Source organism: Streptomyces sp. NPDC017940, from assembly GCF_044328435.1.
Classification (GTDB): domain Bacteria; phylum Actinomycetota; class Actinomycetes; order Streptomycetales; family Streptomycetaceae; genus Streptomyces.
Map to the genome: position 1 here is coordinate 65,426 of NZ_JBIRHJ010000013.1, position 25,058 is coordinate 90,483.

General features: G+C 73.3%; 18 protein-coding genes and 1 pseudogene. 10 read left to right on the forward strand and 9 right to left on the reverse strand.

The genetic code is table 11. The features are described from left to right. Positions 1-21 precede the first annotated feature (21 nt). From cseB to ACH4DX_RS33035, 4 genes are all read right to left on the reverse strand, one after another. Positions 22-738: a two-component system response regulator CseB gene (gene cseB / locus ACH4DX_RS33020; RefSeq protein ID WP_398123555.1), complete on the reverse strand. Its 717-nt coding sequence runs from the start codon at positions 736-738 to the stop codon at positions 22-24. 66 nt (positions 739-804) lie between these two features. Then, positions 805-1,398 carry a hypothetical protein gene (locus tag ACH4DX_RS33025; protein WP_398123554.1) on the reverse strand — a complete coding sequence of 198 codons (594 nt, stop codon included), beginning with the start codon at positions 1,396-1,398 and terminating at the stop codon, positions 805-807. 68 nt (positions 1,399-1,466) lie between these two features. Beyond that, on the reverse strand, positions 1,467-2,006 hold the full coding sequence (locus ACH4DX_RS33030) for a SigE family RNA polymerase sigma factor (protein ID WP_030567966.1): 540 nt from the start codon (positions 2,004-2,006) through the stop codon (positions 1,467-1,469). Positions 2,007-2,440: 434 nt separating this feature from the next. Beyond that, positions 2,441-3,373 carry an A/G-specific adenine glycosylase gene (locus tag ACH4DX_RS33035; RefSeq protein ID WP_398157778.1) on the reverse strand — a complete coding sequence of 311 codons (933 nt, stop codon included), beginning with the start codon at positions 3,371-3,373 and terminating at the stop codon, positions 2,441-2,443. Positions 3,374-5,414: 2,041 nt separating this feature from the next. On the opposite strand from ACH4DX_RS33035, the gene ACH4DX_RS33040 reads away from it, so the two are divergent. Next, the gene (locus ACH4DX_RS33040; RefSeq protein ID WP_398157779.1) at positions 5,415-7,031 is read left to right on the forward strand and encodes a sensor histidine kinase; all 1,617 of its coding nucleotides are present in this window, start codon (positions 5,415-5,417) and stop codon (positions 7,029-7,031) included. A 93-nt stretch (positions 7,032-7,124) separates the two neighbouring features. Then, on the forward strand, positions 7,125-7,799 hold the full coding sequence (locus ACH4DX_RS33045) for a response regulator (protein ID WP_398123551.1): 675 nt from the start codon (positions 7,125-7,127) through the stop codon (positions 7,797-7,799). A gap of 520 nt (positions 7,800-8,319) precedes the next feature. Here the strand turns inward: ACH4DX_RS33045 and ACH4DX_RS33050 are convergent. Then, positions 8,320-8,943: pseudogene (locus ACH4DX_RS33050) on the reverse strand (phosphatase PAP2 family protein); the annotation flags it as partial. Between the two features lie 205 nt (positions 8,944-9,148). Between ACH4DX_RS33050 and ACH4DX_RS33055 the strand changes: the two are divergent. After that, a complete protein-coding gene (locus tag ACH4DX_RS33055; protein ID WP_398157780.1) occupies positions 9,149-9,970 on the forward strand; it encodes a hypothetical protein in 822 nt (273 codons plus the stop codon). 102 nt (positions 9,971-10,072) lie between these two features. On the opposite strand, the gene disA is transcribed toward ACH4DX_RS33055, so the two are convergent. Together disA and radA are read right to left on the reverse strand one after the other, a co-directional pair. Then, positions 10,073-11,197 carry a DNA integrity scanning diadenylate cyclase DisA gene (gene disA, locus ACH4DX_RS33060; RefSeq protein WP_398123548.1) on the reverse strand — a complete coding sequence of 375 codons (1,125 nt, stop codon included), beginning with the start codon at positions 11,195-11,197 and terminating at the stop codon, positions 10,073-10,075. Positions 11,198-11,308: 111 nt separating this feature from the next. Further along, entirely contained in the window at positions 11,309-12,718 is a 1,410-nt protein-coding gene (gene radA / locus ACH4DX_RS33065; RefSeq protein WP_398123547.1) for a DNA repair protein RadA, read from the reverse strand. A 189-nt stretch (positions 12,719-12,907) separates the two neighbouring features. On the opposite strand from radA, the gene ACH4DX_RS33070 reads away from it, so the two are divergent. Further along, positions 12,908-14,890: a hypothetical protein gene (locus tag ACH4DX_RS33070; protein ID WP_398157781.1), complete on the forward strand. Its 1,983-nt coding sequence runs from the start codon at positions 12,908-12,910 to the stop codon at positions 14,888-14,890. Between the two features lie 449 nt (positions 14,891-15,339). Here the strand turns inward: ACH4DX_RS33070 and ACH4DX_RS33075 are convergent, their stop codons facing one another. Next, entirely contained in the window at positions 15,340-16,269 is a 930-nt protein-coding gene (locus tag ACH4DX_RS33075) for a hypothetical protein (RefSeq protein ID WP_398157794.1), read from the reverse strand. A gap of 233 nt (positions 16,270-16,502) precedes the next feature. Between ACH4DX_RS33075 and ACH4DX_RS33080 the strand changes: the two genes are divergently transcribed. The 5 genes from ACH4DX_RS33080 to ACH4DX_RS33100 all read left to right on the forward strand — a co-directional run bounded on the left by ACH4DX_RS33080 (position 16,503) and on the right by ACH4DX_RS33100 (position 21,780). Continuing rightward, positions 16,503-17,444, forward strand: a complete 942-nt coding sequence (locus tag ACH4DX_RS33080) for a Ppx/GppA family phosphatase (RefSeq protein ID WP_398123545.1) — start codon at positions 16,503-16,505, stop codon at positions 17,442-17,444. A 133-nt stretch (positions 17,445-17,577) separates the two neighbouring features. Then, complete coding sequence (locus tag ACH4DX_RS33085; RefSeq protein ID WP_398123544.1) at positions 17,578-18,402, forward strand: sugar phosphate isomerase/epimerase family protein; 825 nt, start codon at positions 17,578-17,580, stop codon at positions 18,400-18,402. Then, positions 18,399-19,025, forward strand: coding sequence for a TetR family transcriptional regulator (locus tag ACH4DX_RS33090; RefSeq protein ID WP_398157782.1), 627 nt, complete (start codon positions 18,399-18,401; stop codon positions 19,023-19,025). Before ACH4DX_RS33085 ends, ACH4DX_RS33090 begins: the two co-directional genes overlap by 4 nt. Before the next feature lie 300 nt (positions 19,026-19,325). Continuing rightward, positions 19,326-21,179 (forward strand): dihydroxy-acid dehydratase, encoded by a 1,854-nt coding sequence (gene ilvD, locus ACH4DX_RS33095; RefSeq protein ID WP_398123542.1) that lies wholly within the window; start codon positions 19,326-19,328, stop codon positions 21,177-21,179. Positions 21,180-21,303: 124 nt separating this feature from the next. Continuing rightward, the gene (locus ACH4DX_RS33100; protein ID WP_398157783.1) at positions 21,304-21,780 is read left to right on the forward strand and encodes an SH3 domain-containing protein; all 477 of its coding nucleotides are present in this window, start codon (positions 21,304-21,306) and stop codon (positions 21,778-21,780) included. A gap of 52 nt (positions 21,781-21,832) precedes the next feature. On the opposite strand, the gene ACH4DX_RS33105 is transcribed toward ACH4DX_RS33100, so the two are convergent. After that, on the reverse strand, positions 21,833-24,166 hold the full coding sequence (locus ACH4DX_RS33105; RefSeq protein ID WP_398157784.1) for a protein kinase: 2,334 nt from the start codon (positions 24,164-24,166) through the stop codon (positions 21,833-21,835). Between the two features lie 224 nt (positions 24,167-24,390). Between ACH4DX_RS33105 and ACH4DX_RS33110 the strand changes: the two genes are divergently transcribed. Then, positions 24,391-25,008, forward strand: coding sequence for an EamA/RhaT family transporter (locus tag ACH4DX_RS33110; protein ID WP_398157785.1), 618 nt, complete (start codon positions 24,391-24,393; stop codon positions 25,006-25,008). The last annotated feature ends 50 nt before the right edge of the window (positions 25,009-25,058 follow it).

Genomic DNA, 25,058 nt, shown 5'->3' on the forward strand with positions numbered 1-25,058 from the left:
TGTCCCCGCCACGTCGCCGGCTCACGCCCGGAGCTTGTAGCCGAAGCCGCGGACCGTTTCGATGCGGTCCTGGCCGACCTTGGTGCGCAGCCGCTGGACGTGCACGTCCACGACGCGCGTGTCGCCGCCCCAGCCGTAGTCCCAGACGCGCTCCAGGAGCTTGTCGCGGGAGAGGACCGTGCCGGGGGCGGAGGAGAACTCCAGGAGCAGCCGCATCTCCGTCGGCGTGAGGCCGACCGGGGCGCCGGCGCGGCGCACCTCCATGCCCTCCGTGTCGATCTCCAGGTCACCGAAGGTGAGCACACCGCCGTCGGCGGCGCCACCCGCGTCGGCGGGAGCCGCCGCACCCGCGCCGGGACCGCTGGCGTGCCCGAAGCGCCGCAGCACGGCACGGATGCGGGCCACCAGGACGGCACCGTCGAACGGCTTGGTCACGTAGTCGTCGGCACCCGCCTCCAGGCCGAGGACCACGTCGATCGAGTCGGCCCGCGCCGACAGCATGATCACCGGCACCGTCGACTCGTCCCGGATGCGCCGGCAGAGGCTGACGCCGTCGAGGCCGGGCACCATCACGTCGAGCAGGGCGATGTCGGGCCGGTCGGCCCGGAACGCCTCCAGGCCCGACAGACCGTCGGGCATGGCGGTGACCACGAAGCCGTCGCGCTCCAGGGCGAGCTGCGTGGCCTCGCGGATGACGTCGTCGTCCTCGACGAACAGGACATGGGTGTGTTCTGCCATCGGGTGCTCTCAGTTCCGCTCTGTTCTGGGTTCGGGGGCGGGGTACGGGTACGGGTGCGGGGGCGGTCAGTCGTCGTCCGGGGCGGCGGAGGCGCCGCTCACCGTCTTGCTGTAGTTGTTGTGCGTGCGGTCCTGCTCGGTGAAGCGGTCCGAGGCCCAGCGGTACGTGATGACTTCCTCGCCCGAGGGATCGGACTGCGAGCCGCCCTCCTCGTACAACTGCTTGCTCACCACCAGGTCGCCGCGGTCGATCTCCGCGTAGACCGGAGGCTGCTCGTCCGTGAAGACGTTCTCGTACCCCCTACCGGCGGGGCGGTACACGTAACTGCCGATGCCGACGGCGTCCCCGCAGGTCAGCACGTTGACGACGACATCGGACGAGGATGCTCCCGTGATGTTGCCGTAGGACACGTCCACCGGGTACTCGTCCGCGACGCACGGCTTCAGGTCGCGCTTGACGGCGAGGCTGACCTTCGGGTCCTCCTTCACCAGGCGGACGGCGTCCACGTCCTTGGGGGCGGGCGAGGCGGACGGGTTCCCCGAGGGCGTCGCCGTGCCCACGGGGCCCGAGCGGGCGGGGCCCTCGTCACGCGTGCCGGAGCCGCCCGTGGAGCAACTGGTCAGGGGGAGCAAAAGGCCGAGGGCGGCGAGCGCGGCCACTGCCGAGCTCCCCGCCTTCTCCTGTCTCCATGGTGGTGTCGGCCGGCCCGGCCGACCGGCTCCGGCACTCAGGCCGCGCAACGCTCCCGCTCCTCACGTTCGAACGCGCGCGCATCGAGATCGCGGCTCTCCAGCTCCTGGCGGAGCCGGGCGAGCGCCCGGTGCAGCGTGCTCTTGACCGTGCCGGCCGACATGCCGAGCGCGGCGGCCGTCTCCTCGGTGGACATCTGCTCCCAGTGTCGCAGCACGACGACGCTGCGCTGCTTCGGGGCGAGCACCTTCATGATGTCCATCAGGAGGGCGCGGTCCGCGTGCTGCTCGGTGGAGTCGTCGACGGAGGCGTCCGGGAGCTGCTCGGTGGGCACCTCTTCGAGCTTGCGGGCGCGCCACCACTCCGTACGCGTATTGATCATGACCCGGCGCAGGTAGGCGTCGGCGAGGCGCTTGTCGGCTATGCCGTCCCAGCGGCCGTAGGTCCGCACGAGCGCCGTCTGCAACAGGTCCTGCGCGTCGACCGGGTCAGGGACGAGCCGTCGGGCGCTGCGCAGCAGGGCGTCCTGCCGAGTGCGGACGTACTCTTCGAATTCGAGCACCTCGCCGTGCGCCATGTCCAACCGCCTCCGTCCATCCCGTCAAACCCCGGCTGCCCCCGGTCGACGCCGGTTGCCTCGCGACCGCCCTTGTCCTGCCTGTGCGGTACGAGAAAGAAGCTACGGAGGCCTTGTCACGGGGCTGTGCGGAGCAGCCAGCGGCGGACGCACGGCTGTACGTCGGTTGTGTAACAGAAGTAGGCCGGGCGTAAAACAGCAGGTGAGTGTGGGTGCTGTTGCCCGTTATGTCGGCGGTACGGGTCTGTCCGACGCGGTGCGGGGCCCGTGACACGGGGGTCTGCGCGGCGGGGCGTGGTGACGCGGTGGCTGCGGCGCGGTGGTTGTGGTGCCGTGCTCGTGCCCCGGTGGGTGGCGTGGTGGCTGTGGCGTCGTGCTCGTGCCCCGGTGGCTGTGCCCCGGTGGCTGTGGCGCGGTGGTTGTGCGCGTGCGCGTCAGGTCAGGGGGAGCCGGTAGAAGCCGTCCGGCAGGGGCTCCACGAGACCGTCCGCGACGAGTCCGTCCAGGGCGCGGGCCCGCTGCACGGCGTCGTCCCACACCCGGTCGAGGGCGGCCTGCGGTACGGGTGTCACGGCCTCGCGGAGCACGGCGAGGAGCTTGCCCCGGACCTGCCGGTCGGTGCCCGCGTACGTCTGGCCGCGGCGCGCGGGGCCCTCGTGCGCGGGTTTGCCCGCCCGCAGCCACGCGCAGCGGGCGGCGATGGGGCAGCGCGCGCAGTCCTCGTTCCTGGCGGTGCAGACGAGGGCGCCGAGCTCCATGGAGGCCGCGGCCCAGCGCGAGGCGGTGCGCTCGTCCCCGGGCAGCAGGGCGCGGGCGAGCTTGCGCTCGGCCGCGGTGGTGGCGTTCGGCGGGTACTGCACGCCGGTGACGGCGCGCGCGAACACCCGCCGGACGTTGGTGTCGAGCACGGCGTGCCGCTGCCCGTACGCGAACGAGGCCACGGCGGCGGCCGTGTACTCGCCGATGCCGGGCAGCGCGAGCAGCTGCCCGTGCTGTGCCGGTACGTCGCCGCCGTGCCGTTCCGTTATGGCGACGGCGGCGCCGTGCAGCCGCAGCGCCCGCCGGGGGTAGCCGAGCCGCCCCCAGGCGCGCACGGCCTCGCCGGGCGCCTCCTCGGCGAGGTCGGCGGGGCGCGGCCACCGGGCGAGCCACTGCTCGTACACCGGGAGCACGCGGCTCACCGGTGTCTGCTGGAGCATGAATTCGCTGACCATGACCCCCCACGGTCCTGCGTCCTGCCGCCGCCACGGCAGATCGCGCGCGTTGGCGTCGAACCAGGCGATGACGGGGGAGTGGAACTGCTCGTCCAGCGAACGGGCGTCGGCGGTGCCGTCGCTGACGAGATCGGCGGCGAGTGCGGTCGGCATGGGCACGATCCTGCCATGGCGGGCAGGGCCGGTACGCCAACGGCGCGATCGCGTCGCCGTTGCCGGGCAGCGCGATCGCGTCGCCCTTGCCGGGCGTGGTGGGCGGCTCCTGGGTCAGGCGCTGCCGCCGCCTCCGGGTTCCGGCGGCCGCGGGGGTGTCTCCCGCCCGCCTGTCTGTTGCTGTCGGCCTCGGCGTGCTGTGCGGCTTCCGGTGCGGGGCTTGCTGTCGCCCGCGGGGATGTGGGGTGGTTCGGCCGCTGTGCGGGGGTTTTCCCACCCGCCCGCCCGTTGCTGTCGGCTTTGGCGTGCTGTGCGGCTTCCGGTGCGGGGCTTGCTGTCGCCCGCGGGGATGTGGGGTGGTTCGGCCGCTGCGCGGGGGTTTTCCCACCCGCCCGCCCGTTGCTGTCAGCCCTAGCGTGCCGTGCGGCTTGTGGTGCAGTGCTTGCTGTTGTCCCCGGTGCTGCCGAGGGTGTTGTCCCGCCGCTGCGCGGCGGTGTCCCCCTCCCACCCACCCGTTGCTGTCGGCCCCGGCGTGCTGTGCGGCTTGTGGTGAGGTGGTTGCTGTTGTCCCCGGGGCTGCGGGGAGGTCCGGCCGCTGCGCGGCGGTGTTCCCCTCCCACCCGCCCGTTGCTGTCGGGCCTTGGCGTGCTGTGCGGCTTGCGGTGGGATGGTTGCTGTCGTCCCCGGTGTCTCGGGGAGTGTTGGCCCGCCGCTGCGCGGCGATGTTCCCCGCCCGCCCGTTGCTGTCGGCCCCGGCGTGCCGTGCGGCTTGCGGTGCAGTGGTTGCTGTCGCCTCCGAAGCTGCGGGGGCGTCCGACCGCTGCGCGGCGGTGTTCCCCTCCCACCCGCCTGTTGCTGTCGGCCCCGGCGTGCCGTGGGGCTTGTAGTGGGGTGGTTGCTATCGCCCTCGGGGCTTTGCGGTGGTGCTTCCCCGCCCGCTTGCTCGTTGTTGTCGGTTTTGGCGGGCTGTGCGGTTTTTGATGCGATGGTTGCTGTCCCTCGGAACTCCGGGGGCCCGCCGCTGCGCGGCGGTGTTTCCCCGCCCGCCCGCCCGTTGCTGTCGGCCTTGGCGTGCTGTGCGGCTTCCGGTGCGGGGCTTGCTATTGTCCCCGGCGCTGCGCGGCGGTGCTTCCCCGCCCACCTGCTCGTTGTTGTCGGCTTCTGCGGACCGCGCGGTTATCGGTGCGGTGGTTGCTCCCCAACGGGCACTCCGGGGGGCCGGGGGTGCGCGGCGGTGTTTCCGCCCGCCTGCTCGTTGCTGTCGGGCCCGGCGTGCCGTCGGGCTCTCGGTACGGTGCTTGCTGCCACCCGCGGGTGCTCGGAGAGTGTTGGCCCGCCGCTGTGCGGCGCTGTTTCCCATCCGCCCGCCTGTTGCTGTCGGGCTTGGCGTGCCGTGGGGCTTCCGGTGCGTCGGTTGCTGTTGTCCCCAGAATTCTGCGGTGGTGCGCCCCCGCCTGGCTGCCCGTTGCTGTTCGCCTTTGGCGTGCCGTGGGCATGCGGTGCAGTGGTTGCTGCCCCCCTGGCGCTCTGGGGGGCCGCCGCTGCGCGGCGCTGTTTTCCCACCCGCCCGCCCACCTCCTTGCCGTCGGCCTCGGCAACACCGTGCGGCCCCCAGCCCACGAGGCTGGTGCCGTCCTCGGTGTGCCGTATGGCACCCGCCCCCCGGCGCACCGGGTTACCGCAGGTGACCGGTGAAGGGTGGGTGGGTGGGGGATTCCGTCGTGGGGCCGCGGACGGTCGGTTGACCCGGTTCGCGGGATGCGGTCGTCCTCGGTGTGCCATATGGCACCCGCCCCCCGGCCCCCGGGCCACCGCAGGTGACCAGTCAAGGGCGGGTGGGTGGGGGAATCCCCGACGGGCGGCGGACGCTCACGCTCGCAGCGGCAGGCCCGCCTCGGACCACAGCTTGCTCCGTGCGGCAGCGCAGCTGTGCCCCCTGTGCGCCAGATCACCGCAGGGTGACCGGCTGAGGCCCCCGACAGGGAGGCACCTGACGATCGGCAGGGGCGGCCACCGCCGGAGGGCACGTAGCGTCCGGGGAGTGAAAACGCCCCGCCCGACGAACGCCGCCCTCTGGGCAGCCCTCGCCGTGCCCGCGGCCACCGCCGACGCAATCGGCCTGAACGAACCCCGCCCCCTGTGGGGCCACCTCACGGGCCTCGCGATCCTCGCGGCAGCCACCGCCACCTGGCGCACACGCCCAGCCACGGCCTTCCTCCTCGCCGCCGCCCCCGGCCTCACCGCCCCCGCCCTCTTCACCGTCTCCTACGGCCCCGCCCTCGCCGCGTTCGCCCTGCTCCTCGGCAAGCACGGCACCCGCGCCCGACCGGCCCTCCTCGCCTTCGCGGCGCTCGGCGCCGTGGGCACCGCCCGGATCGTGGTCCGGGACGTGGACCCGGTCGTGGAGTGGCTGGTACTCCTCGGCACCCTGCTGTTCGGTGCCGTCTTCCCCTGGCTCGCGGGCCGCTACTGGCGCCAGGGCAGGGAGCTCGCCGCGGCGGGCTGGGCCCGAGCCGCCCAGCTGGAGCGCGAGCAGCGCATCGTCGCCGACCGCGCCCGGCTGCGTGAACGTGCCCGCATCGCCCAGGACATGCACGACTCCCTGGGCCACGAACTGAGCCTCATCGCGGTACGAGCAGGCGCCCTCCAAGTGGCCCCCGACCTGCCGGACCACCACCGGGCCGCTGCCTCCGACCTGCGCGTGGCCGCCGCGAACGCCACGGACCGGCTGCGCGACATCATCGGAGTGCTCCGTGACGAGGACGACGAGACCGCACCCCTCACCCCGCCCGACGACACCGCACCCCGCACCTCGCCCGGCGAGACCGCGCCCCTCGCCCCACCCGGCGAGACCGTAGCCCAACTCGTCGCACGCGCAGCGGATTCGGGCCTGCCCGTGCGCTACGCGGCCGATGGCACGGAAACGCCCGGCAGCGCGGGGCGCCTCACCCACCGGGTGGTGCAGGAAGCCCTCACCAACGCCGCCAAGTACGCGCCCGGCGCCCCCGTCACCGTGACCGCGACCCGCACGGACACCGGCACCACCATCGAGGTCACCAACGCCCCGCCCCCGCCCGGCACAGCTCCCCGCCCCCGCCCGCGGAACGGCGGCTCGGGCCTCGCCGACCTGCGCACGCGGGTCGAGGCGAGCGGCGGCACCCTGACCGCGGGCGCCCACGGAACGGGCTTCCGCGTCCATGCGCACGTCCCGGAAGCGGCCGACGGAACACCCCGGCCACCCTCACCACCGCACCCCGGTGCCGTACTCGCCCTCGCCCGCCGGCGCACCGCCCTCGCCTTCGGCGCCGCGATCGCCACCGGCACCGTGCTGGTCGCCGGTGCCTTCGGCTGGTACGCGTACACCGAGACCCACTCCGTCCTGCGACCCGCCGACTACGCGGCGCTGCGCGTGGGCCAGCCGCAGTCCGAGGTCGCCGCCGTGCTGCCGGACCGCCAGCGTCACCGACCCGCCCGCCGAACGCGCGCCGAGACCGCCGCCCCCGGGCGCGGACTGCCGCTACTACCGCTCGGGCGGTCAGCTCTTCACCTCCCTCAGACACTTCAGACTCTGCTTCGACCACGGAAGGCTGGTGGACAAAACGGTGATCCCCAAAGCGGGCACGGACGGACGGGAGAAACAGGAGGACGACAGGGATAAGGACACGGACACGGACAAGACAAAGAAGCAGGAGCAGCAAAAGAAGCAGCACAAGCAGCACAAGCAGCACAAGCAGCAGAAGGAGATGGCCCGGTGATACGGGTGTTGCTCGCCGACGACGAGGCGATGATCCGCGCGGGCGTCGGCGCCATCCTCGCGTCGGACACCGGCATCGAAGTGGTCGCCCAGGCCGCCGACGGCCACGAAGCGGTCGACCTGGCCCGCGCCCACCGCCCCGACGTCGCGCTCCTGGACATCCGCATGCCGCGCCTGGACGGCCTGGCCGCGGCCGAGGAGATCGTCAGGTCCCTGCCGGGCACGGCGGTCGCGATGCTCACGACGTTCTCCGAGGACGCGTACGTCGCCCGCGCGCTCGGCGGCGGTGCCACCGGCTTCCTGCTCAAGTCCGGCGACCCCCACGAACTCATCGCGGGCGTGCGGGCGGTGGCCGACGGCGCCGCGTTCCTCTCACCGCGGGTGGCACGGCAGGTGATCGACGGCTTCGGCGCCCGGCACCTCGGGCGGCGGACCGAGGCCCGCGCCAGGGTGGACCTCCTGACACCCCGCGAACGCGAGGTCCTCGGACTGGTGGGCGCGGGCCTGTCCAACCCCGAGATAGCCGCACGCCTCCATCTCGTCGAGGGCACGGTCAAGGCCTATGTCAGCGCGGTCCTCGACCGGTTGGAGGTCAAGAACCGCGTCCGGGCGGCGGTCGTCGCGTACGAGGCGGGCCTGGTCGCGGACGACGGGGCCACCACGGCTCGCTGAAGCCGCCTCAGGAGCGGGCGTGGTGGGGGTCAGGGTCCTCCGGCCGGTCTGCCGCCGCCCCGTGACCGTACGGGTACTCGGCCTGGTGGCCGTGCGGGTACTGGGCCCGGCGGCCGTGCTCGTACTCAGCCCGGTGACCAGCCTGCTGACCGTCTTGGTGGTCGGCCTGGTGAGCGGGGTACGGCTCCCCGTGCTGCTGGGACTGCGGCAGGGACTGCGGCACGGACTGCGGTTGGGCGTGCTGCTGGGACTGCCGCTGGGACTGACCCGGCTGCTGCCGGGCCCCGTGCTGCTGCTGCGGAACCCGCCGCAGCGCCATCGTCTCCTCCTGCCGGGACGCCGCCGCCCCGTCCCGGCGGAGTGTCATCGTCCGGTCGTGGGGATGCTCGGCCTGCTGCCCGGCAGGGCCGTGGCCGGCTCCCGGCGCCGCGGCCCGCGCGGGCTCGTACGGAAGGGAGTTGCGGTACTGGCCGTCCTGGCGGGGCACGAACGCCGAGGCGGCAGCCGGACTCGATGCCCCGGGAGCGGACGCCGCGGCGGGGCCCTGGCCCGCGAACCACCGGACGACACCCGTCCGCGACCCCCGCATCGCCTCCGTGATCCGCGTCACCGGGTCGGCGGCGAGCCGCACCGCGAGGAACACCACGAGCGCGCCGAGCACCAGACCCACGGCCACGTCGTGCGGGTAGTGCACGCCCACGAACACCCGGGAGAAGGCCATGAGCACGGCCATCGGCAGGGTCAGGGCCGCGACGCGCGGCCAGGCGAGGGCGAGGCCGAGGGCGGCGGCGCCCGCGATCGTCGAGTGGTTGCTCGGGAACGACCAGTCGCCGTGCGGCGGGCACTCCACGAGTGGCCGCAGCGCTCCCGACACCGCCCGGCACGGGCGCTCCTCCTCGACGACGGACTTCACGGCCTCACTGATGACGTACGCGAGCGCCGTACCGAGCGGCGCGAGGACCGCCACCGCGACCGCACGCGGGTCGCCACCGCGCGCCCGCCACCAGGCGACGACGAAGAGCGCGCCGAAGAGCAGCAGGCCCAGTTCCGTCCACACCTCCGCGAGGTGCTGCACCCAGGCCGGGGTGTCACGGGCGAACTCGGTGACGTCGAGGTAGAGGCCAGAAGAATCCATGGTGTCCATGATTACGGACGGTACGAAGTGGTTCTGCCCCGTCACATCCAGCGACCGGGGGATCACGGACCTGACGAAAGTCAGGGGTGGGCGGGGAGGAACGGGACATGTGCGGACCCCTCGGAGGGGTGACCGGAATGATGATCCGCAAAAGTTGTGACCTGAGGCGGCGGGTGAGGCAGGACAACGCCCGGTTCTCTCGTAAGGTTTGGGCGTGGGATCTTTGCGCAATCCGATCGGGCCGCTTCCCTCCTCCATCTACTGGCGTCGGAGGGCCGTCCTGCTGTCCATGCTCGGACTCCTCCTGCTGCTTGTCGTATGGGCCTTGGCGTCGGGCGGAGGCGACGGCAAGAACGGCGCCGACGGCCCGTCGGGCAACGGGCCCGCGACGTCCATCACCCCCGGGCCATCCAGTTCGGGGCCCGCGATCAGTGAACACCCGGGCGGGCGGGACGAGTCGGAGGGCTCGGAGGGCGGCGCCGACGGTGGCGGCTCGGGCTCCGGCGGCTCCGGGGGCTCCGGCGGTTCGGGTTCCGGCGGTGCGTCCGACGGTGGCGCCGGGGGCGGCGGCACGGACGACGCCAAGGGCGGCGGCGGATCGGGCCAGCGGCTGCCCGCCGGGTCGACCGTCACCAACTGCGCGCCCGGCGCGGTCCAGTTGAAGCTGCGCAGCGTACGCAACACCTACGCGCCCGGCCAGAAGCCGAAGCTGGAGCTGACCGTCGTCAACACCGGCGGCAAGGCATGCAAGGTCGATCTCGGCGGCAAGGGCACCGTACTGACGATCACTCAGGCCGGTGCCGACGACGCGCTCTGGTCCTCCGCCGACTGCCCCGGCGCCAAGGCGAGCGTCCTGTACCGGGTGCCCGCGGACGGACAGGTCACGTACGCCGTGGAGTGGGACCGCAAGGCAAGCGCCCCGCAGTGCGCGACGCCCCCGGCGGGCGGCGCCAAGGCGGGCACCTATCTGGTCGAGGTCAGCTCGCCCGGCCTCGGAAAGGTCGCCCCGGCGTCGTTCGTGCTCGCCAAGGACTGAGGCCACCGGGGCAGCCGGGGCCCTTGGGGCTGCTGGGGCCACCGAGGCCGCCGGGGCCACTGAGCCGCCGGGCTCTGGCCCCGGCCCCGTGTCCGCCGGAGGTCAGACGTACCGCTCCAGGATGGAGGACTCGGCGAGCCGGGACAGGCCCTCGCGGACGCTGCGGGCCCGGGCCTCGCCCACCCCGTCGACCGTCTGGAGGTCGTCGACGCTCGCGGCGAGCAGCTTCTGGAGTCCGCCGAAGTGCTCGACGAGCCGGTCGATGATGGCCCCGGGCAGCCGCGGGACCTTCGCGAGCAGCCGGAAGCCGCGCGGGGACACCGCGGAGTCGAGGGTCTCCGGCGATCCCGTGTACCCCAGGGCGCGGGCGACCGTGGGCAGTTCGAGGAGTTCGGCGTGGCTCAGGGAGTCGAGGTCGGACAGCGCCTCGTCCACCGTGCGGGAACGCTTCGCCGTGGGCTCGGGAACATAGTCCCTGACGACCAGCTCGCGCTCCGGCTCCACGCCCGCGATCAACTCGTCGAGCTGGAGGGTCAGGAGGCGGCCGTCCGTGCCGAGCTCCACCACGTACTCGGCGATCTCCGTGGCGATGCGGCGCACCATCTCCAGGCGCTGGGCGACGGCGGTCACGTCCCGCACCGTCACCAAGTCCTCGATCTCCAGGGCGGAGAGCGTGCCCGCGACCTCGTCCAGGCGGAGTTTGTACCGCTCGAGGGTGGCGAGGGCCTGGTTGGCACGTGACAGGATCGCGGCCGAGTCCTCCAGGACGCGGCGCTGGCCGTCCACGTACAGCGCGATCAGGCGCATCGACTGCGAGACGGACACGACGGGGAAGCCGACCTGCTTGCTCACCCGGTCCGCCGTGCGGTGCCGGGTGCCCGTCTCCTCCGTGGGGATGGTCGGGTCGGGCACCAACTGCACGCCCGCGCGCAGGATCTTCGTGATGTCCTTGTCGAGCACGATGCCGCCGTCGAGTTTGCACAGCTCACGCAGGCGCGTGGCGGTGAACTCGACATCCAGGACGAAACCGCCCGTACACATCGACTCGACGGTCTTGTCCGAGCCGAGCACGATGAGCCCGCCCGTGTTCCCTCTCAGAATGCGCTCCAGGCCGTCCCGCAGGCCGGTGCCCGGCGCGACCGCGCTCAGGGAGGCGCGCATGAGACCGTCGGCACCGGAGCCTCCACCGGACTTGCCGGGAGCCGCTCCCCGGTCGTTGGCTGCCACTGCACTCCTCCGGTCGCAGGTTGTCCACCCATGGCCGACACCGCGTCGGCACTCCGCCGACGCTCCGCCGCACGCCTAGCTTCGTACGGATGGGCGAGACCAGGGCAAAGTCTACCGGCGGACCTCGTCCTCCCGTGGGGCCTCCCGCCGACGCGATCTCGGAAGGACGCGCAGCGCGTCGCCCATGTCGGCGACTTCGGTGACCTTCATACCGGCAGGGACCTTGCCGGGGTCCGCGGGGACGAGGGCGTGGGTGAAGCCGAGGCGGTGCGCCTCGGCCAGTCTGCGCTGCACCCCCGTGACCCGTCTGACCTCGCCCGCCAGGCCCACCTCGCCGATCGCGACCAGGTTCTTCGGCAGCGGGGTGTCGCTGGCGGCGCTGGCGAGGGCGAGCGCCACGGCCAGGTCGGCGGCCGGTTCGGACAGCTTCACGCCGCCGACCGTGGCGCTGTAGATGTCGCGCTTGCCGAGCGCGGTGATGCGGCCGCGCTGCTCCAGGACGGCCAGCATCATCGAGACGCGGGACGTCTCCAGGCCCGAGGTGGTGCGGCGCGGGGAGGGGATCTGCGAGTCGACCGTGAGCGCCTGGACCTCGGCGACCAGGGGGCGGCGGCCCTCCAGGGTCACTGTCAGACAGGTGCCGGGGACGGGCTCGGCGCGGCGGGTGAGGAAGAGGCCCGACGGGTCGGCGAGGCCCGTGATGCCCTCGTCGTGCAGCTCGAAGCAGCCGACCTCGTCCGTCGTCCCGTACCGGTTCTTCACGCCGCGGACCAGGCGCAGGCGGGCGTGTCTGTCGCCCTCGAAGTGCAGGACCACGTCGACGAGGTGCTCCAGGAGGCGCGGGCCCGCGATCGCGCCGTCCTTCGTGACGTGACCGACCAGGAGCGTGGACATGCCGCGCTCCTTGGAGGCGCGGATCAGGGCGCCGGCGACCTCGCGGACCTGCGCCATGCCGCCCGGCGCGCCGTCGATCTCCGGCGAGGCCACGGTCTGCACCGAGTCCAGGATCAGGAGCGAGGGCTTGACCGCGTCCAAGTGGCCGAGGACGGCGGACAGATCGGTCTCGGCCGCCAGATACAGGTGGTCGGCGAGCGCGCCGATGCGGTCGGCGCGCAGCCGGACCTGGCTCGCCGACTCCTCGCCCGTGACATAGAGCGTGCGGTGCTCGTCCGTGGCCGCCTTCGCCGCGACGTCGAGGAGCAGCGTGGACTTGCCGACGCCCGGCTCGCCCGCGAGCAGCACCACGGCGCCCGGGACCAGACCGCCGCCGAGCACCCGGTCGAGCTCGGCCACACCGGTGGTGCGGGCGGTGGCGCTGCGGCCGTCCACCTGGCCGATGGGCAGCGCGGAGGAGGTGACGCGGCCGGGGGTGGTGGTGCGCACCGCGGGCGCGCCGTACTCCTCGACCGTGCCCCATGCCTGGCACTCGGGGCAGCGGCCGAGCCACTTCGCCGTCTGCCAGCCGCATTCCGTGCAGCGGTAGGACGGGCGGTCCTTGGCGGTTTTCGTACGGGCAGCCATGCGTGAACCGTAGCCGCCGCCACTGACAGCGGGTTCCTGCCGTCCGGGGGCCCGGGCTCCGCCCTCTCGAACGAGCAATGGCAATCCTGGCTTCCTGTCCCCTTTTGAGGGATCTGTTCACCCGTAAGGATTAAATGCGCTCAAGGGGGCAGAACGGGTCTGCATCATGCGCCTACCTTCGCACGGGTGATGAGCAGCAGTCCGGAGACCCCCACGTACACCACCGGCGCGCACCGGGCGCGTCAGGGCGCCCGCAGGCGGGTGGTGCCCCGCACGGTCGCGCAGTCGCCGGTGCCGCCGGTGCTCGCGGCGCCCGAGGTGGCGTACTACGAGCCGTTCCTGGACGGCCTGTTCACGTACTGCCTGTCGGTGCTGTGCGACCACGACGCCGCGACGGCCGCCCTCGGTGACGTGCTGGCGCTGGCCGAGCGGCGCGGTGCGCGCCCCGACGGCGAGACCCGCGCGTGGCTGTACGCCCTCGCCCGCTGGATGTGCCTGCGGACCCTGGCCGAGGCGAAGCAGCGCGGGCGCCATGGGCACCCCGGGGGCCGGGGGGAGGCTTCCGTACCTGTGGCGGCATCGGGGGTCCCTTCGGTGTCGGGGGCCCCTTCGGCTTCGGACGCCCCTTTGGCCTCGGCGGCCCCGGACCGCCCCGCCCCTGCCGCATCGCACGCACCGCTGGCCGTGCCGGGGCACCACCCCCAGGGCCCGGTCGGCATGCCGCGGGCCCCCTTCGCGGCACCCCAGGGCCCGGTCGTGCTGCCCCCGGCGCCCTCCGGGCAGAACGACCGGGACGGGGCCGTCTGGAACAATTGGAACGTCGGGTACGACGCCTCCGGTGGCGAGGCGGCGCCGTTCGACGACACCGCCCGTGCCCGGCGGCGTGAACTGGCGCGGCTGGCCTGGCCGGAGGCCGCGGGGACCACGCCCGAGCAGCGTGAGGCCCTGGAGCTCGCCGTCCGGCACCGGCTCACGCCCAAGGAGGTCGCCTCCGTCCTCGGCCTCGACCCCGCCGCGGCGCGCGAACTGCTCGCCGCAGCGGCCTGCGAGGTGGAGCGCACCCGCGCGGCACTCGCCGTCGTCGAGACCGGCTCCTGCCCGATCGTCGCGCGCCTCACCGGTGACAACCAGGTCCTGCTCGGCACGGCCCTGCGCCGCGAACTGGTGCGGCACGTCGACGACTGCCCCCGCTGCCGCAGCGCCGCCGAGAGCGCGGGATCCAGCGCGTGGCCCGGCACCGCGGTCACCCCGGCCGCGCTGCCCGTGATCGCCGCACCGCGCGCGGCCCTGCACCACGCCATGGCGCACGCTCGGCGCACGGTTCGCAGGGCCCGCGGTGGTGGTCCCCGGTTCGACCGCCGCGGTTTCCCGATGGATCCGAAGGACCACGCGGCCCGCCGGGAGCGGCTGCGTGCGCGGGCCGTCACGACGACGGTCGTCGCGACGGTCGTGGCGGCTCCCGTCCTCGCCCTCTGGGCGGCGTACCGGGGTGCGCCCCTCACGGGTGAGGGGCGGGACGGTCGCGCGACGGGTGTCACCGAGGCGGAGGACGGGCCCGGCGGTGGGGGCGGCCGCGAGGACTACGAGAACGCGGGCAACGCCCGTACGGGTTCCGACCCCCGCTTCCGCGGTGGCCGCGGGGGGCCGGGTGTCTCCGTGGAGGTCATCAGCCCCGGGGGGCCCGCGGGGTCGGCGCCCGGAGCCGGGCGGATCGGTGTCCAGGCCAGGTCGCAGGGTGGCGTGACGCTGATCACGCTGACGGGGGCGGGGAGTTCACCGGTCCGGTGGTCGGCGAGCAGCGGTGCCTCCTGGCTCGTCCTGAGCCAGTCGTCCGGAACGCTCTCGCCCGGTGGGTCGGTCACGATCAGGGTGTACGTGGACGACGACCGCGAGCCGCCCGGGCACTGGAGCGCACGCGTCACGATCGCCCCCACCGGCGCAGTCATCGCCCTGGACGGCTACGGCCGCCCCACCCCACCACCCCGCCCCGACCACCAGTCCCCCCGCCCCCCACAACCCCACCCCCACACCCCTCAACCCCCAAACACCACCCCACCACCCCCAACCCCCTCAAACGACCCCCCCACCCCCACAACCCCACCCCCCACAACCCCTCCACCCCCAACCCCCACCACCCCACCCACACCAACCCCCACACCCCCCACAGACTGACCCCACAAGGCCCCCCGAGCGGTCGCATCTGGAGAAGGCACCCCGAGCCCCAAATTCCCCACAAACAGACACAAAGCACCCCTTAAGGGGCGCGAGGAACGGCGCGCGCAACCAGGAACCAACCGAGACCCGCCAACGGCGAACTCCCCGGCGGCGAAAAGGAACCCCACACCGGGTCAAAGCCGACACCCACCGGCCAGGCAAAGCGCCCCTTAAGGGGCGCGGGGAACGGCGCGCGCAACCAAGAACCAACCGGCACCCGCCAACGGCAAACTCCTCGGCGGCGAAAAAGCGCCCCAGCCGGGGCCAAGCCGACACCCGCAGGGCAGCGCACACGCCCCGCAAGGGGCGCGGGGAACGGCGCGCGCAACCAAAACCCAACCGGCACCCGCCAACGGCGAACCCCCCGGCGGCGAAAAGGCGCCCCACGCAACGGGCCCAGGGGCCAGCTAAACGAGGGGATCCGCAGGATGCGCCGCAACCAGCGGCAGCTGAGAAGCCAACCGCTCCTCGCAAAGCTCGACCAGCCGGTCATACCCCGGCTTGCCCATCAGCTCGACCAGCTCGGGCCGGTACGACACGTACACAGGATCCCCCGCCCCGTGCGCCGAGGTCGCCGACGTGCACCACCAGTGCAGGTCGTGCCCCCCGGGCCCCCACCCCCGGCGGTCGTACTCACCGATGGACACCTGAAGCACCCGGGTGTCGTCCGGCCGGTCGATCCAGTCGAAGGTGCGCCGGACCGGCAGCTGCCAGCACACGTCGGGCTTGGTCTCCAGGGGCTCCCGCCCCTCCCTCAGCGCCAGGATGTGCAGCGAACAGCCCGCGCCCCCCGCGAAGCCGGGCCGGTTCTGGAAGACGCACGACCCGTTGTAGGGACGGGTCTGCCGTTCGCCGTCCTCGTCCTGCGAGACCCACCCGGTCTTGGTGCCGACGTCGTGGTACTGCCAGATGTCCGGCGTGAGCCGCGCCACATGCCCCGCGACCCGCTGCTCGTCCTCCTCGTCGGAGAAGTGCGCGCCCAGCGTGCAGCAGCCGTCGGCGGCACGGCCCGCCTTGATGCCCTGGCAACCGCTGCCGAACACGCAGTTCCAGCGGGAGGTGAGCCACGTCAGGTCGCAGCGGAAGACCTGCTCGTCGTCCGCCGGGTCGGGAAACTCCACCCAGGCCCGGGCGAAGTCGAGCCCCTGCTCGTCCGGGACCACGGCAGCCTTGCCGACCTCGACGACGGACTTCACCCCCTTGTCGGCCTTACGGACCTTCTTCCCGACGTCCTTCTCCGCCTTGGAGGACTTCGGCAGCTTCGCGAGCTTCGAGGGCTTCAAGGGTTTCGCGAGCTTCGAGGGCTTGGACGGCTTCGCGAGCTGCGAGGGCTCCACTGACTCCGACGGCTTCGATTTGCCGGGCTTCGCCTTGTTCGTCTTTGGCACATCTCCAGGGTATGCGCGCGACCCCCTCCCCGGGGAACACGAACATCGCCTTCCGGGGAACACGAACATCGCCTCCCCGGGGAACGGGAACATCCCCCCGGGGAACGGCGGACATCCCCCCGGAGAACAGCAACATCCGCCCGGACGCCACCGGCGTTCCCCGGCGCAGTAGCGTTCCGTACATGAGACTCGGTGTCCTCGACGTGGGTTCGAACACGGTGCATCTGCTGGTGGTGGACGCCCACCCCGGCGCCCGCCCCCTGCCCGCGCACTCCCACAAGGCCGAACTGCGCCTCGCCCAACTCATCGACGAGGCGGGCGCCATCGGCCCGGCGGGCGTGGAGCTGCTGGTCGCCACGGTGCGCGACGCGCTGCAAGCGGCCGAGGACAAGGGCGTCGAGGACCTGCTGCCGTTCGCCACCTCCGCGGTGCGTGAGGCCACCAACGCCGACGAGGTGCTCGCCCGGGTCCGCGAGGAGACCGGCGTCGACCTCCAGGTGCTCAGCGGCGCCGAGGAGGCCCGGCTGACGTTCCTCGCCGTACGGCGCTGGTTCGGCTGGTCCGCGGGCAAGCTGCTCGTCCTCGACATCGGCGGCGGCTCCCTGGAGATCGCCTACGGCATCGACGAGGAGCCGGACGCCGCGGTCAGCCTGCCGCTCGGCGCCGGCAGGCTCACCGCCGCGTGGCTGCCCGAGGACCCGCCGGACCCCGCCGCCGTACGGGCCCTGCGGCGCCACGTCCGCGCCCAGATCGCCCGTACGGTGGGCGAGTTCAGCCGCTTCGGCAGCCCCGACCACATCGTCGCGACGTCGAAGACGTTCAAGCAGTTGGCCCGGCTCGCCGGTGCCGCGCGGTCCGCCGACGGCCTGTACGTACAGCGCGAACTGAAGCGGAAGACCCTGGAGGAGTGGGTGCCGCGGCTCGCCGCGATGACCGCGGCGGAGCGCGCCGAACTGCCCGGGGTCTCCGTCGGCCGGGCGGGCCAGCTGCTCGCGGGCGCGCTCGTCGCCGAGGGCGCGATGGACCTCTTCGGCGTGGAGTCGGTCGAGATCTGCCCGTGGGCGCTGCGCGAGGGCGTGATCCTGCGCAGACTCGACCACCTCCCGTCGACACAGGTCACCTGAGGCGTCCACACAGGTCACCTGAGGCGTCGACACAGGTCACCTGAGGCAAGGCACCCGGCACCCGCGAGCTCCCGGACGGCCCGCGGCCCCCTGCCCCGCCCCGCCCGCCGGAGGCACCCCGTACGCTGTCCCCGTGGTGGAACCAGTCGTGCGCATCCCGGATGCGAAGGTCGCTCTCTCGACGGCCTCCGTGTACCCGGAGTCGACGGCGACGGCCTTCGAGACAGCCGCGCGCCTCGGCTACGACGGAGTCGAGGTGATGGTGTGGACGGATCCCGTCAGCCAGGACGTCGAAGCCCTGCGCCGCCTCAGCGACTACCACCGGATCCCCGTCCTCGCCGTGCACGCGCCCTGCCTGCTGATCACCCAGCGGGTCTGGTCCACCGACCCCTGGGTCAAGTTGCAGCGGGCCAGGGCCGCCGCCGAGAAGCTGGGCGCGTCCACCGTCGTCGTGCACCCGCCGTTCCGTTGGCAGCGCAACTACGCCCGTGAGTTCGTCGAGGGCATCTGGCGGATGGCCGACGAGACGGACGTGCGGTTCGCCGTGGAGAACATGTACCCCTGGCGCTACCGCGACCGCGAGATGCTCGCGTACGCCCCCGACTGGGACGTCACCAAGGACGACTACCGCCACTTCACCATCGACCTCTCGCACACGGCGACCTCGCGCACCGACGCCCTGCACATGGTCGACCTCATGGGCGACCGCCTCGGCCACGTCCACCTCGCCGACGGCAAGGGCTCGGCGAAGGACGAGCACCTGGTGCCGGGACGCGGCACCCAGCCCTGCGCCGAACTCCTGGAACGCCTCGCGAGGAGCGGCTTCGACGGTCATGTCGTGGTCGAGGTGAACACCCGGCGTGCGATGTCCGGCGCCGAGCGCGAGGCCGACCTCGCCGAGGCGCTGGCCTTCACACGGCTGCACCTGGCGTCGGCGGTGAAGGTGCCCCGCCGGTGACGGAGAGCCCCGCCCCGCGCCGCCGGGGACGCCCCACCCGTACGCAGTCGGCACAGGGCCCCGCCACCCGCGAGGTGATCCTGGACGCGGCCCGGGCGCAGTTCTCCGAGCGCGGGTACGAGAAGGCGTCCGTGCGGTCCATCGCCAAGGCGGCGGGCGTGGACTCGGCCCTCGTGCACCACTACTTCGGTACGAAGGAACAGGTCTTCGCAGCGGCCGTGGAGGTCGCCTTCGCGCCCGCGTTCCAGACGCCGGGGGCCGTGGAGGACGGGCCGCCCGAAGAGCTGGGGGAGCGCCTCGCCCGCTTCATCCTCGGCGTCTGGGAGAACCCGGAGACCCGCGCGCCGCTCCTGGCGATCGTGCGGTCCGCGGTCAACAACGAGACGGCGGCCGCGGTCTTCCGCGACCTCGTCGCCGGTCAGGTGCTCGCCCGCATCGCCCGCGGCCTGGACCTGCCGGACGCCGAGCTGCGCGCCGAGCTGGCCGCGGCGCAGCTGGTCGGCACGGCGATGCTGCGGTACGTGATCAAGGTCGAGCCTCTGGCCTCGGTGGACCTGGAGCAGATCGTGACTCGCGTGGCACCCGTCGTACAGGGACATCTCACCGCCGACCGGAACAGCTGACCGGAACCACTGACCGGAACCATTGGCCGGAGCAGCTACCGGACCCACCGGCCAGGACCGGGTGACCGGAACCGCTGGCAGGACCCCCGAGAGGACCCCCCAGAGGACCCCCGACGGGACCCTCGACGGCACCCGCCGACCACGGCCCCCGACCAGGACCGCCCACGGGACGAACCGAGTGAGACGGCCGTCCCGTCATCCGGACACCCTGTCCGGATCTTGGATCACCGGCGTACGCTCGACGTAGTCACACCTGCCCCGACCACGCCGCGCAGCATGACCCTTGAGGAGCGAGCGACGATGCCCGAGCTGAGGTCCCGCACAGTCACCCACGGCCGCAACATGGCGGGCGCGCGCGCCCTTATGCGGGCCTCCGGGGTACCGGGCGCGGACATCGGCCGCAAGCCCGTCATCGCCGTGGCGAACTCCTTCACCGAGTTCGTGCCCGGCCACACGCACCTCGCGCCCGTGGGCCGCATCGTCAGCGAGGCGGTCCGGGAGGCGGGCGGCATCCCGCGCGAGTTCAACACCATCGCCGTGGACGACGGCATCGCCATGGGCCACGGCGGCATGCTGTACTCGCTGCCCTCCCGCGACCTGATCGCGGACTCCGTCGAGTACATGGTGGAGGCGCACTGCGCGGACGCCCTGATCTGCATCTCCAACTGCGACAAGATCACGCCCGGCATGCTGATGGCGGCCCTGCGCCTGAACATCCCGACGGTCTTCGTCTCCGGCGGCCCCATGGAGGCGGGCAAGACCACGCTCGTCGACGGCACGGTCCGCAAGCTCGACCTGATCGACGCGATGGTCGACGCGTCGAACGAGAACGTCTCGGACGAGGACGTCCTGCGCATCGAGGAGAACGCCTGCCCGACCTGCGGCTCCTGTTCCGGCATGTTCACGGCCAACTCCATGAACTGCCTGACGGAGGCCATCGGCCTCTCCCTGCCGGGCAACGGCTCGGTCCTCGCCACGCACACGGCCCGCAGGGCCCTGTACGAGCGCGCGGGCGCCACGGTGGTCGAGCTGACCAAGCGGTACTACGAGGAGGACGACGACTCCGTCCTGCCGCGCAACATCGCCACCCACGCCGCCTTCGAGAACGCCATGGCCCTGGACATCGCCATGGGCGGCTCCACGAACACGATCCTGCACCTGCTCGCCGCGGCCGAGGAGGCCGGGGCCGGGTACGACCTGAACGACATCGACGCCGTCTCGCGCCGCGTCCCCTGCCTGGCGAAGGTCGCGCCCAACGTCGCGCCGACCACGACGTACTACATGGAGGACGTGCACCGCGCCGGCGGCATCCCCGCGATCCTCGGCGAGCTGTACCGCGGCGGGCTCCTCAACGAGGACGTGCACACCGTCCACTCCCCGTCCGTCAAGGAGTGGCTCGACGCGTGGGACATCCGCAGCGGCTCGGCCACCGGCGAGGCCGTCGAGCTGTGGCACGCGGCCCCCGGCTGCCGCCGCTCCGCCGAGGCCTTCTCGCAGTCCGAGCGCTGGGACACCCTCGACACGGACGCGGCGGGCGGCTGCATCCGCGACGTCGCGCACGCGTACTCCAAGGACGGCGGGCTCGGCGTACTGAAGGGCAATCTGGCGGTCGACGGGTGCGTCGTGAAGACGGCGGGCGTCGACGAGTCGATCTGGACCTTCGAGGGCCCGGCGGTCGTCTGCGAGTCGCAGGAGGAGGCCGTCGAGAAGATCCTGAACAAGCAGGTCGTGGCGGGCGACGTGGTCGTCATCCGCTACGAGGGACCCAGGGGCGGCCCCGGCATGCAGGAGATGCTCTACCCCACCTCGTTCCTGAAGGGCCGCGGCCTCGGCAAGGCCTGCGCGCTCGTCACCGACGGCCGCTTCTCCGGCGGTACGTCGGGCCTGTCCATCGGCCACGCGTCCCCGGAGGCCGCGTCCGGCGGCACGATCGCCCTCGTCGAGGACGGCGACCGCATCCGCATCGACATCCCGAACCGCTCGATCGACCTCCTGGTCGACGACGCCGAGCTGTCCCGCCGCCGCGAGGCCCTGGGCGGCGTGTACGCCCCCACGTCCCGCGAGCGCAAGGTCTCCGCGGCCCTGCGGGCGTACGCGGCGATGGCGACCAGCGCGGACAGGGGCGCGGTGCGGGACGTGTCGAAGCTGGGCTGAGCCGCACGGAGACTGTCCTGCTTTGTCCTGCAACTGGCTCGGTGCGCGGGCGCGTCTAGGGTGGGGAGAACACGCCACGGGCGGCCCGCGCCGCCGGTTTTCACGGGGGAAACGAGGTAGCAGGATGAGCAGTGAGGAACTGACGGTCACCGCTGGGACGGGTGAGGCCGGAGTGGCCACCGAGACCGGAGTGACCACCGAGGCCGCAGTGGCCACCCAGGCCGGACTGGTCACCCAGGCCGGACTGGTCACCGAGGCCGGACTGGCCACCGAGGCCGAGGTGGTCGCGGAGGCGGAAGCGGTCACCGAGGCGGAAGCCGTCGTGGGGGCCGAGGCGGAGGCGGTGGCCGAGCAGGCCGCCGCCCGCACCTACGCCGTCGCCGCGGACGCCAACGTCCGCTCGGGCCCCGGCACTTCGTACGAGAAGGTCGGCCGCGTGAAGGCCGGCTCCCGTGTCTCCATCAGCTGCCAGCGACCCGGCGAGACGGTCACCGGCCCGACCGGCACGTCGAAGATATGGGACCGGATCGGCAACGGCCGCTATGTGTCGGACACGTACGTGCGCACGGGCAGCAACGGGTACGTGGCCCCGCGCTGCTGAGGCGCCGGCGCCTCGGGTTCCAGGGTCTGTACGAAGCCGCCGGACGTCCGGTTCACTCGGACTTCGGCGGTTTCGCCGTGTCGAAGGCGTACAGCAGGTTGCCCGAGCCGGACACGAGCGCCACCCGCCCGGCGAACGCCACCCGCGGGCTCGTCGCCGTCCAGCCGATGCCGTCGACCTTGGGGTCGGTGGTCCACTGCCGGCGCCCGTCGCGCGGTGACAGCGCGGCGACCCGCCCGCCGCTCGACGCGAAGTAGAGCGCGCCGGGACCGGCGGCCGGACCCGACGTGCCCTCCACACCCGTGTGCCGGGCCCACTTGAGCCTGCCGGTGGCGGCGGCGACCGCGCTGACCCGGCCGCTGTGCTCGGTGAAGTACACGGTGCCGTCGATGAGCTGGGCCGTGCCGCCGTACCGCTTGCCGAGGCGCGCCGACGTCACCTTGCCGTGCGCCACGTCCAGGTGGAGCACCGCCGCGTACTCGACGGCGTCGAGCCTGTCCGCGTGCTGCCGCACCAGGACGAGCCGCCCGCCCTGCACGCCGAGGGGCGCCACCGGACCGTCCAGGGTGAAGGACCGGCCGGGCTCGCCCGAGGCCACGTCGACGCCGCGCACCGTGGCCCGCTGCGGTCCGCCGGTCGCGATCTGCGACTTCGGTACGCACATCAGGTAGGCGCGGGCGCCCGCGCCGAGCGGCGCGCACTGGCTGCCCGCCGGGAACGGGTACGTCCACAGCGTCCGCCCCGAGCGGACGTCGTGGGCCTGGATGTGGGTGCCGCCCGCGTCCGCCGTCAGGACGGCCGAGCCGACCATGGCCGCGTCGGGGGCGCCCTGCCCGGCGACGGCGGAGGACTGGGCGCTGAACGGCGCGGACCACAGCTGCTTGCCGCGCGCGGAGTCCAGGGCGACGACCTCGTCCTGGCCGCCGCCCTCGGCTGCGAAGCGGTAGGCGATGACGACGGGGGCGGCCTTGCCGGACGCGGAGGCCTTCCCGGTTCCGGACCCGGCGCCGGACCTGTCGCCGGACCCGGGGTTCGCACCGCCCGTGCCCGCGCCCGCTGCCGTCCCCGAGCCCGTGCCGGTGGCCGCTTGCGCTCCCGTGCCCGCGAGCCCGGCGATGTACGTGTCCTGGACCGGGACGCCGGGGCCGCCCACCTCCCACAGCCGTTCGCCGTCGGCGATCCGGACGCGGGTGGCGACCATGCCGCCACCGCCGCAGTACGCCGAGTCGCCGTACGGGAAGCAGCGCACCTCGTCGGGGATCTTCGCACCGCCCGCCGGTACGTTCTGCTGCCACGGCCGGAACCCGTCCGGCAGGGCGCGGCTGCTCGCGGCGACCGTGCGCCCCCTGCTGTCGGGGTTCTGGTCCGTGTCCTCGTTGGCGGCCCGGCTCAGGACGGCGAGGCCCGCACCGATGACGGCGACGGCGACGGCCGCGGCGAGCACGGAGCGCCGGCGGCGGGCGGTCCGGGAGGCCGGGCGAGCGGCGGTCCGGGGAGCGGGAGCGGGGGTGGCGCCGGTGTCCCTGCCGACCTCGGTCTCGGTGTCCCGGGTGCGGCAGCCGCCCGTGGCGACCGCCAGCTCGGCGGGCAGGTCCCGCAGCAGCACCAGGAGCTGGTCGACGGAGGGCCGCGCCGCCGGGTCCTTGGCGAGGCAGGGCTCGACGGCCGACCGCAGCGCGGGCGGCACGTCACCGAGCGCGGGCGCCTCGTGCACGACCTGGTACGCGGTCATGTACGGGGAGTCCGCGTCGAAGGGGCCCTGCCCGGTCGACGCGTACACAAGGAGCGTCGCGAACGAGAAGACGTCCGACGAGGGGCCGACGCCGCGCGGGTTCTGCAACTGCTCCGGCGACATGAACGGCGGCGTGCCGATCACGCGCCCGGTCATCGTCAGCGTCTGTTGGTCGGCGGCGCGGGAGATGCCGAAGTCGATGACGCGGGGCCCCTCCGGGGACAGCACCACGTTGGACGGCTTCAGGTCACGGTGCACGACGTCGGCCCGGTGGATGTCGCGCAGTGCCTCCGCGAGCCCGATGGCGAGCGAGCGCAGTTCGGCGCCGCCGATCGGCCCGCGCTGCGAGATGCGCTGCGCGAGCGTCGGACCCTCTATGTACGCGGTGGCCATCCACGGGTGCGTCGCCTCGGGGTCGGCGTCGACGACGGCGGCCGTGAACGCGCCGCTGACCCGGCGCGCCGCGGCGACCTCCTGCCGGAAGCGGGTGCGGAACTCCTCGTCGTCCGTGAACTGCTGGTGGATCAGCTTGATCGCGACCGGTCGGCCCGACGCCGTACGGCCGAGGAAGACGGTGCCCATGCCGCCGGAGCCGAGGCGGGCCTCGACCGGGTAGCCACCGATCTCCTCAGGATCACCTGAGCGGAGCGACATTCTCGACCTCCCCGTCCCGGTCGTCCTTGTGCTGACTGCAAACTGCTGGTCCGCACAAACTAGCGGCCGGGTACGGACGCAGGGCAAGGCGGGGGACGAATACGGCGCGGCGGCTTTCGCGCACGACCGCGCGCGCTCTCCCGGGGCGCACGGCACCCGGCGCCGCGTCCGCCCACCCCACCGCGTACGCGGCCTGCGGCGCGGGCGGGGCGATAATCGACGACGTGAGCGAAGAATCCCCCACCGCGAAGCCCGCAAGGCCTGCCGAAGCCGCGAAGCCCCCGAAGCCTTCCGAGCCGGAGGTCGCGAGCGCCGCGGAGGGTGCGCACACCCCCGGGGCGCCGCGCACCTCCGGGGCGGCAGCCGCGGGCGGCACCCCGCCGGGCCCGCGGCCCGAGCCCCTCCGCTTCTTCGGTACGTCCTGGGTCGACCACACGGACCGCTACGGCCTGCGGCGCGTCGGCGTCGCGGCCGGCGCGCTCGCCGCGGCGGCCGCGGGCTGCCTCGTGCTGCGCTTCGCCTACCAGGGCCTGGAGATCGCGGACGTGGGGGCGTTCGTGAACCTGCTCGTCGTGATCATGTTCGCGATCTGTAGCGCCATCGCGTTCCGGCGCACGTGGGAGGGGTTCGGCAAGCGCCACGACCCGCAGTCGGCGGCCCAGATGCGCAGCCTGATGACGATCGGCTTCATCGGCTCCCTGCTCGCGTACTTCTTCCGCTCCCTGAAGGAGGCTCCCGGCGAGAAGCTGCACCGGGAGGAGTACGAGACGGAGCGCGTGCGGTACGAGAAGCGGACCGCTCGCCGCCCGGGCCACCCGTCTAAGCGCAAGCGCCGCAAGTAGCGGCCGCGCGGCCCGGGCCCCGGCCCCGCCGCCTCTCCAGGCCGGCCCCT

What these genes read in the sequence shown, in the direction of transcription:
- cseB (WP_398123555.1), bottom strand. Translation starts at nt 738, where the DNA reads ATGGCAGAACACACCCATGTCCTGTTCGTCGAGGACGACGACGTCATC.
- ACH4DX_RS33030 (WP_030567966.1), bottom strand. Translation starts at nt 2,006, where the DNA reads ATGGCGCACGGCGAGGTGCTCGAATTCGAAGAGTACGTCCGCACTCGG.
- ACH4DX_RS33035 (WP_398157778.1), bottom strand. Translation starts at nt 3,373, where the DNA reads ATGCCGACCGCACTCGCCGCCGATCTCGTCAGCGACGGCACCGCCGAC.
- radA (WP_398123547.1), bottom strand. Translation starts at nt 12,718, where the DNA reads ATGGCTGCCCGTACGAAAACCGCCAAGGACCGCCCGTCCTACCGCTGC.
- ACH4DX_RS33070 (WP_398157781.1), top strand. Translation starts at nt 12,908, where the DNA reads ATGAGCAGCAGTCCGGAGACCCCCACGTACACCACCGGCGCGCACCGG.
- ACH4DX_RS33080 (WP_398123545.1), top strand. Translation starts at nt 16,503, where the DNA reads ATGAGACTCGGTGTCCTCGACGTGGGTTCGAACACGGTGCATCTGCTG.
- ilvD (WP_398123542.1), top strand. Translation starts at nt 19,326, where the DNA reads ATGCCCGAGCTGAGGTCCCGCACAGTCACCCACGGCCGCAACATGGCG.
- ACH4DX_RS33100 (WP_398157783.1), top strand. Translation starts at nt 21,304, where the DNA reads ATGAGCAGTGAGGAACTGACGGTCACCGCTGGGACGGGTGAGGCCGGA.
- ACH4DX_RS33105 (WP_398157784.1), bottom strand. Translation starts at nt 24,166, where the DNA reads ATGTCGCTCCGCTCAGGTGATCCTGAGGAGATCGGTGGCTACCCGGTC.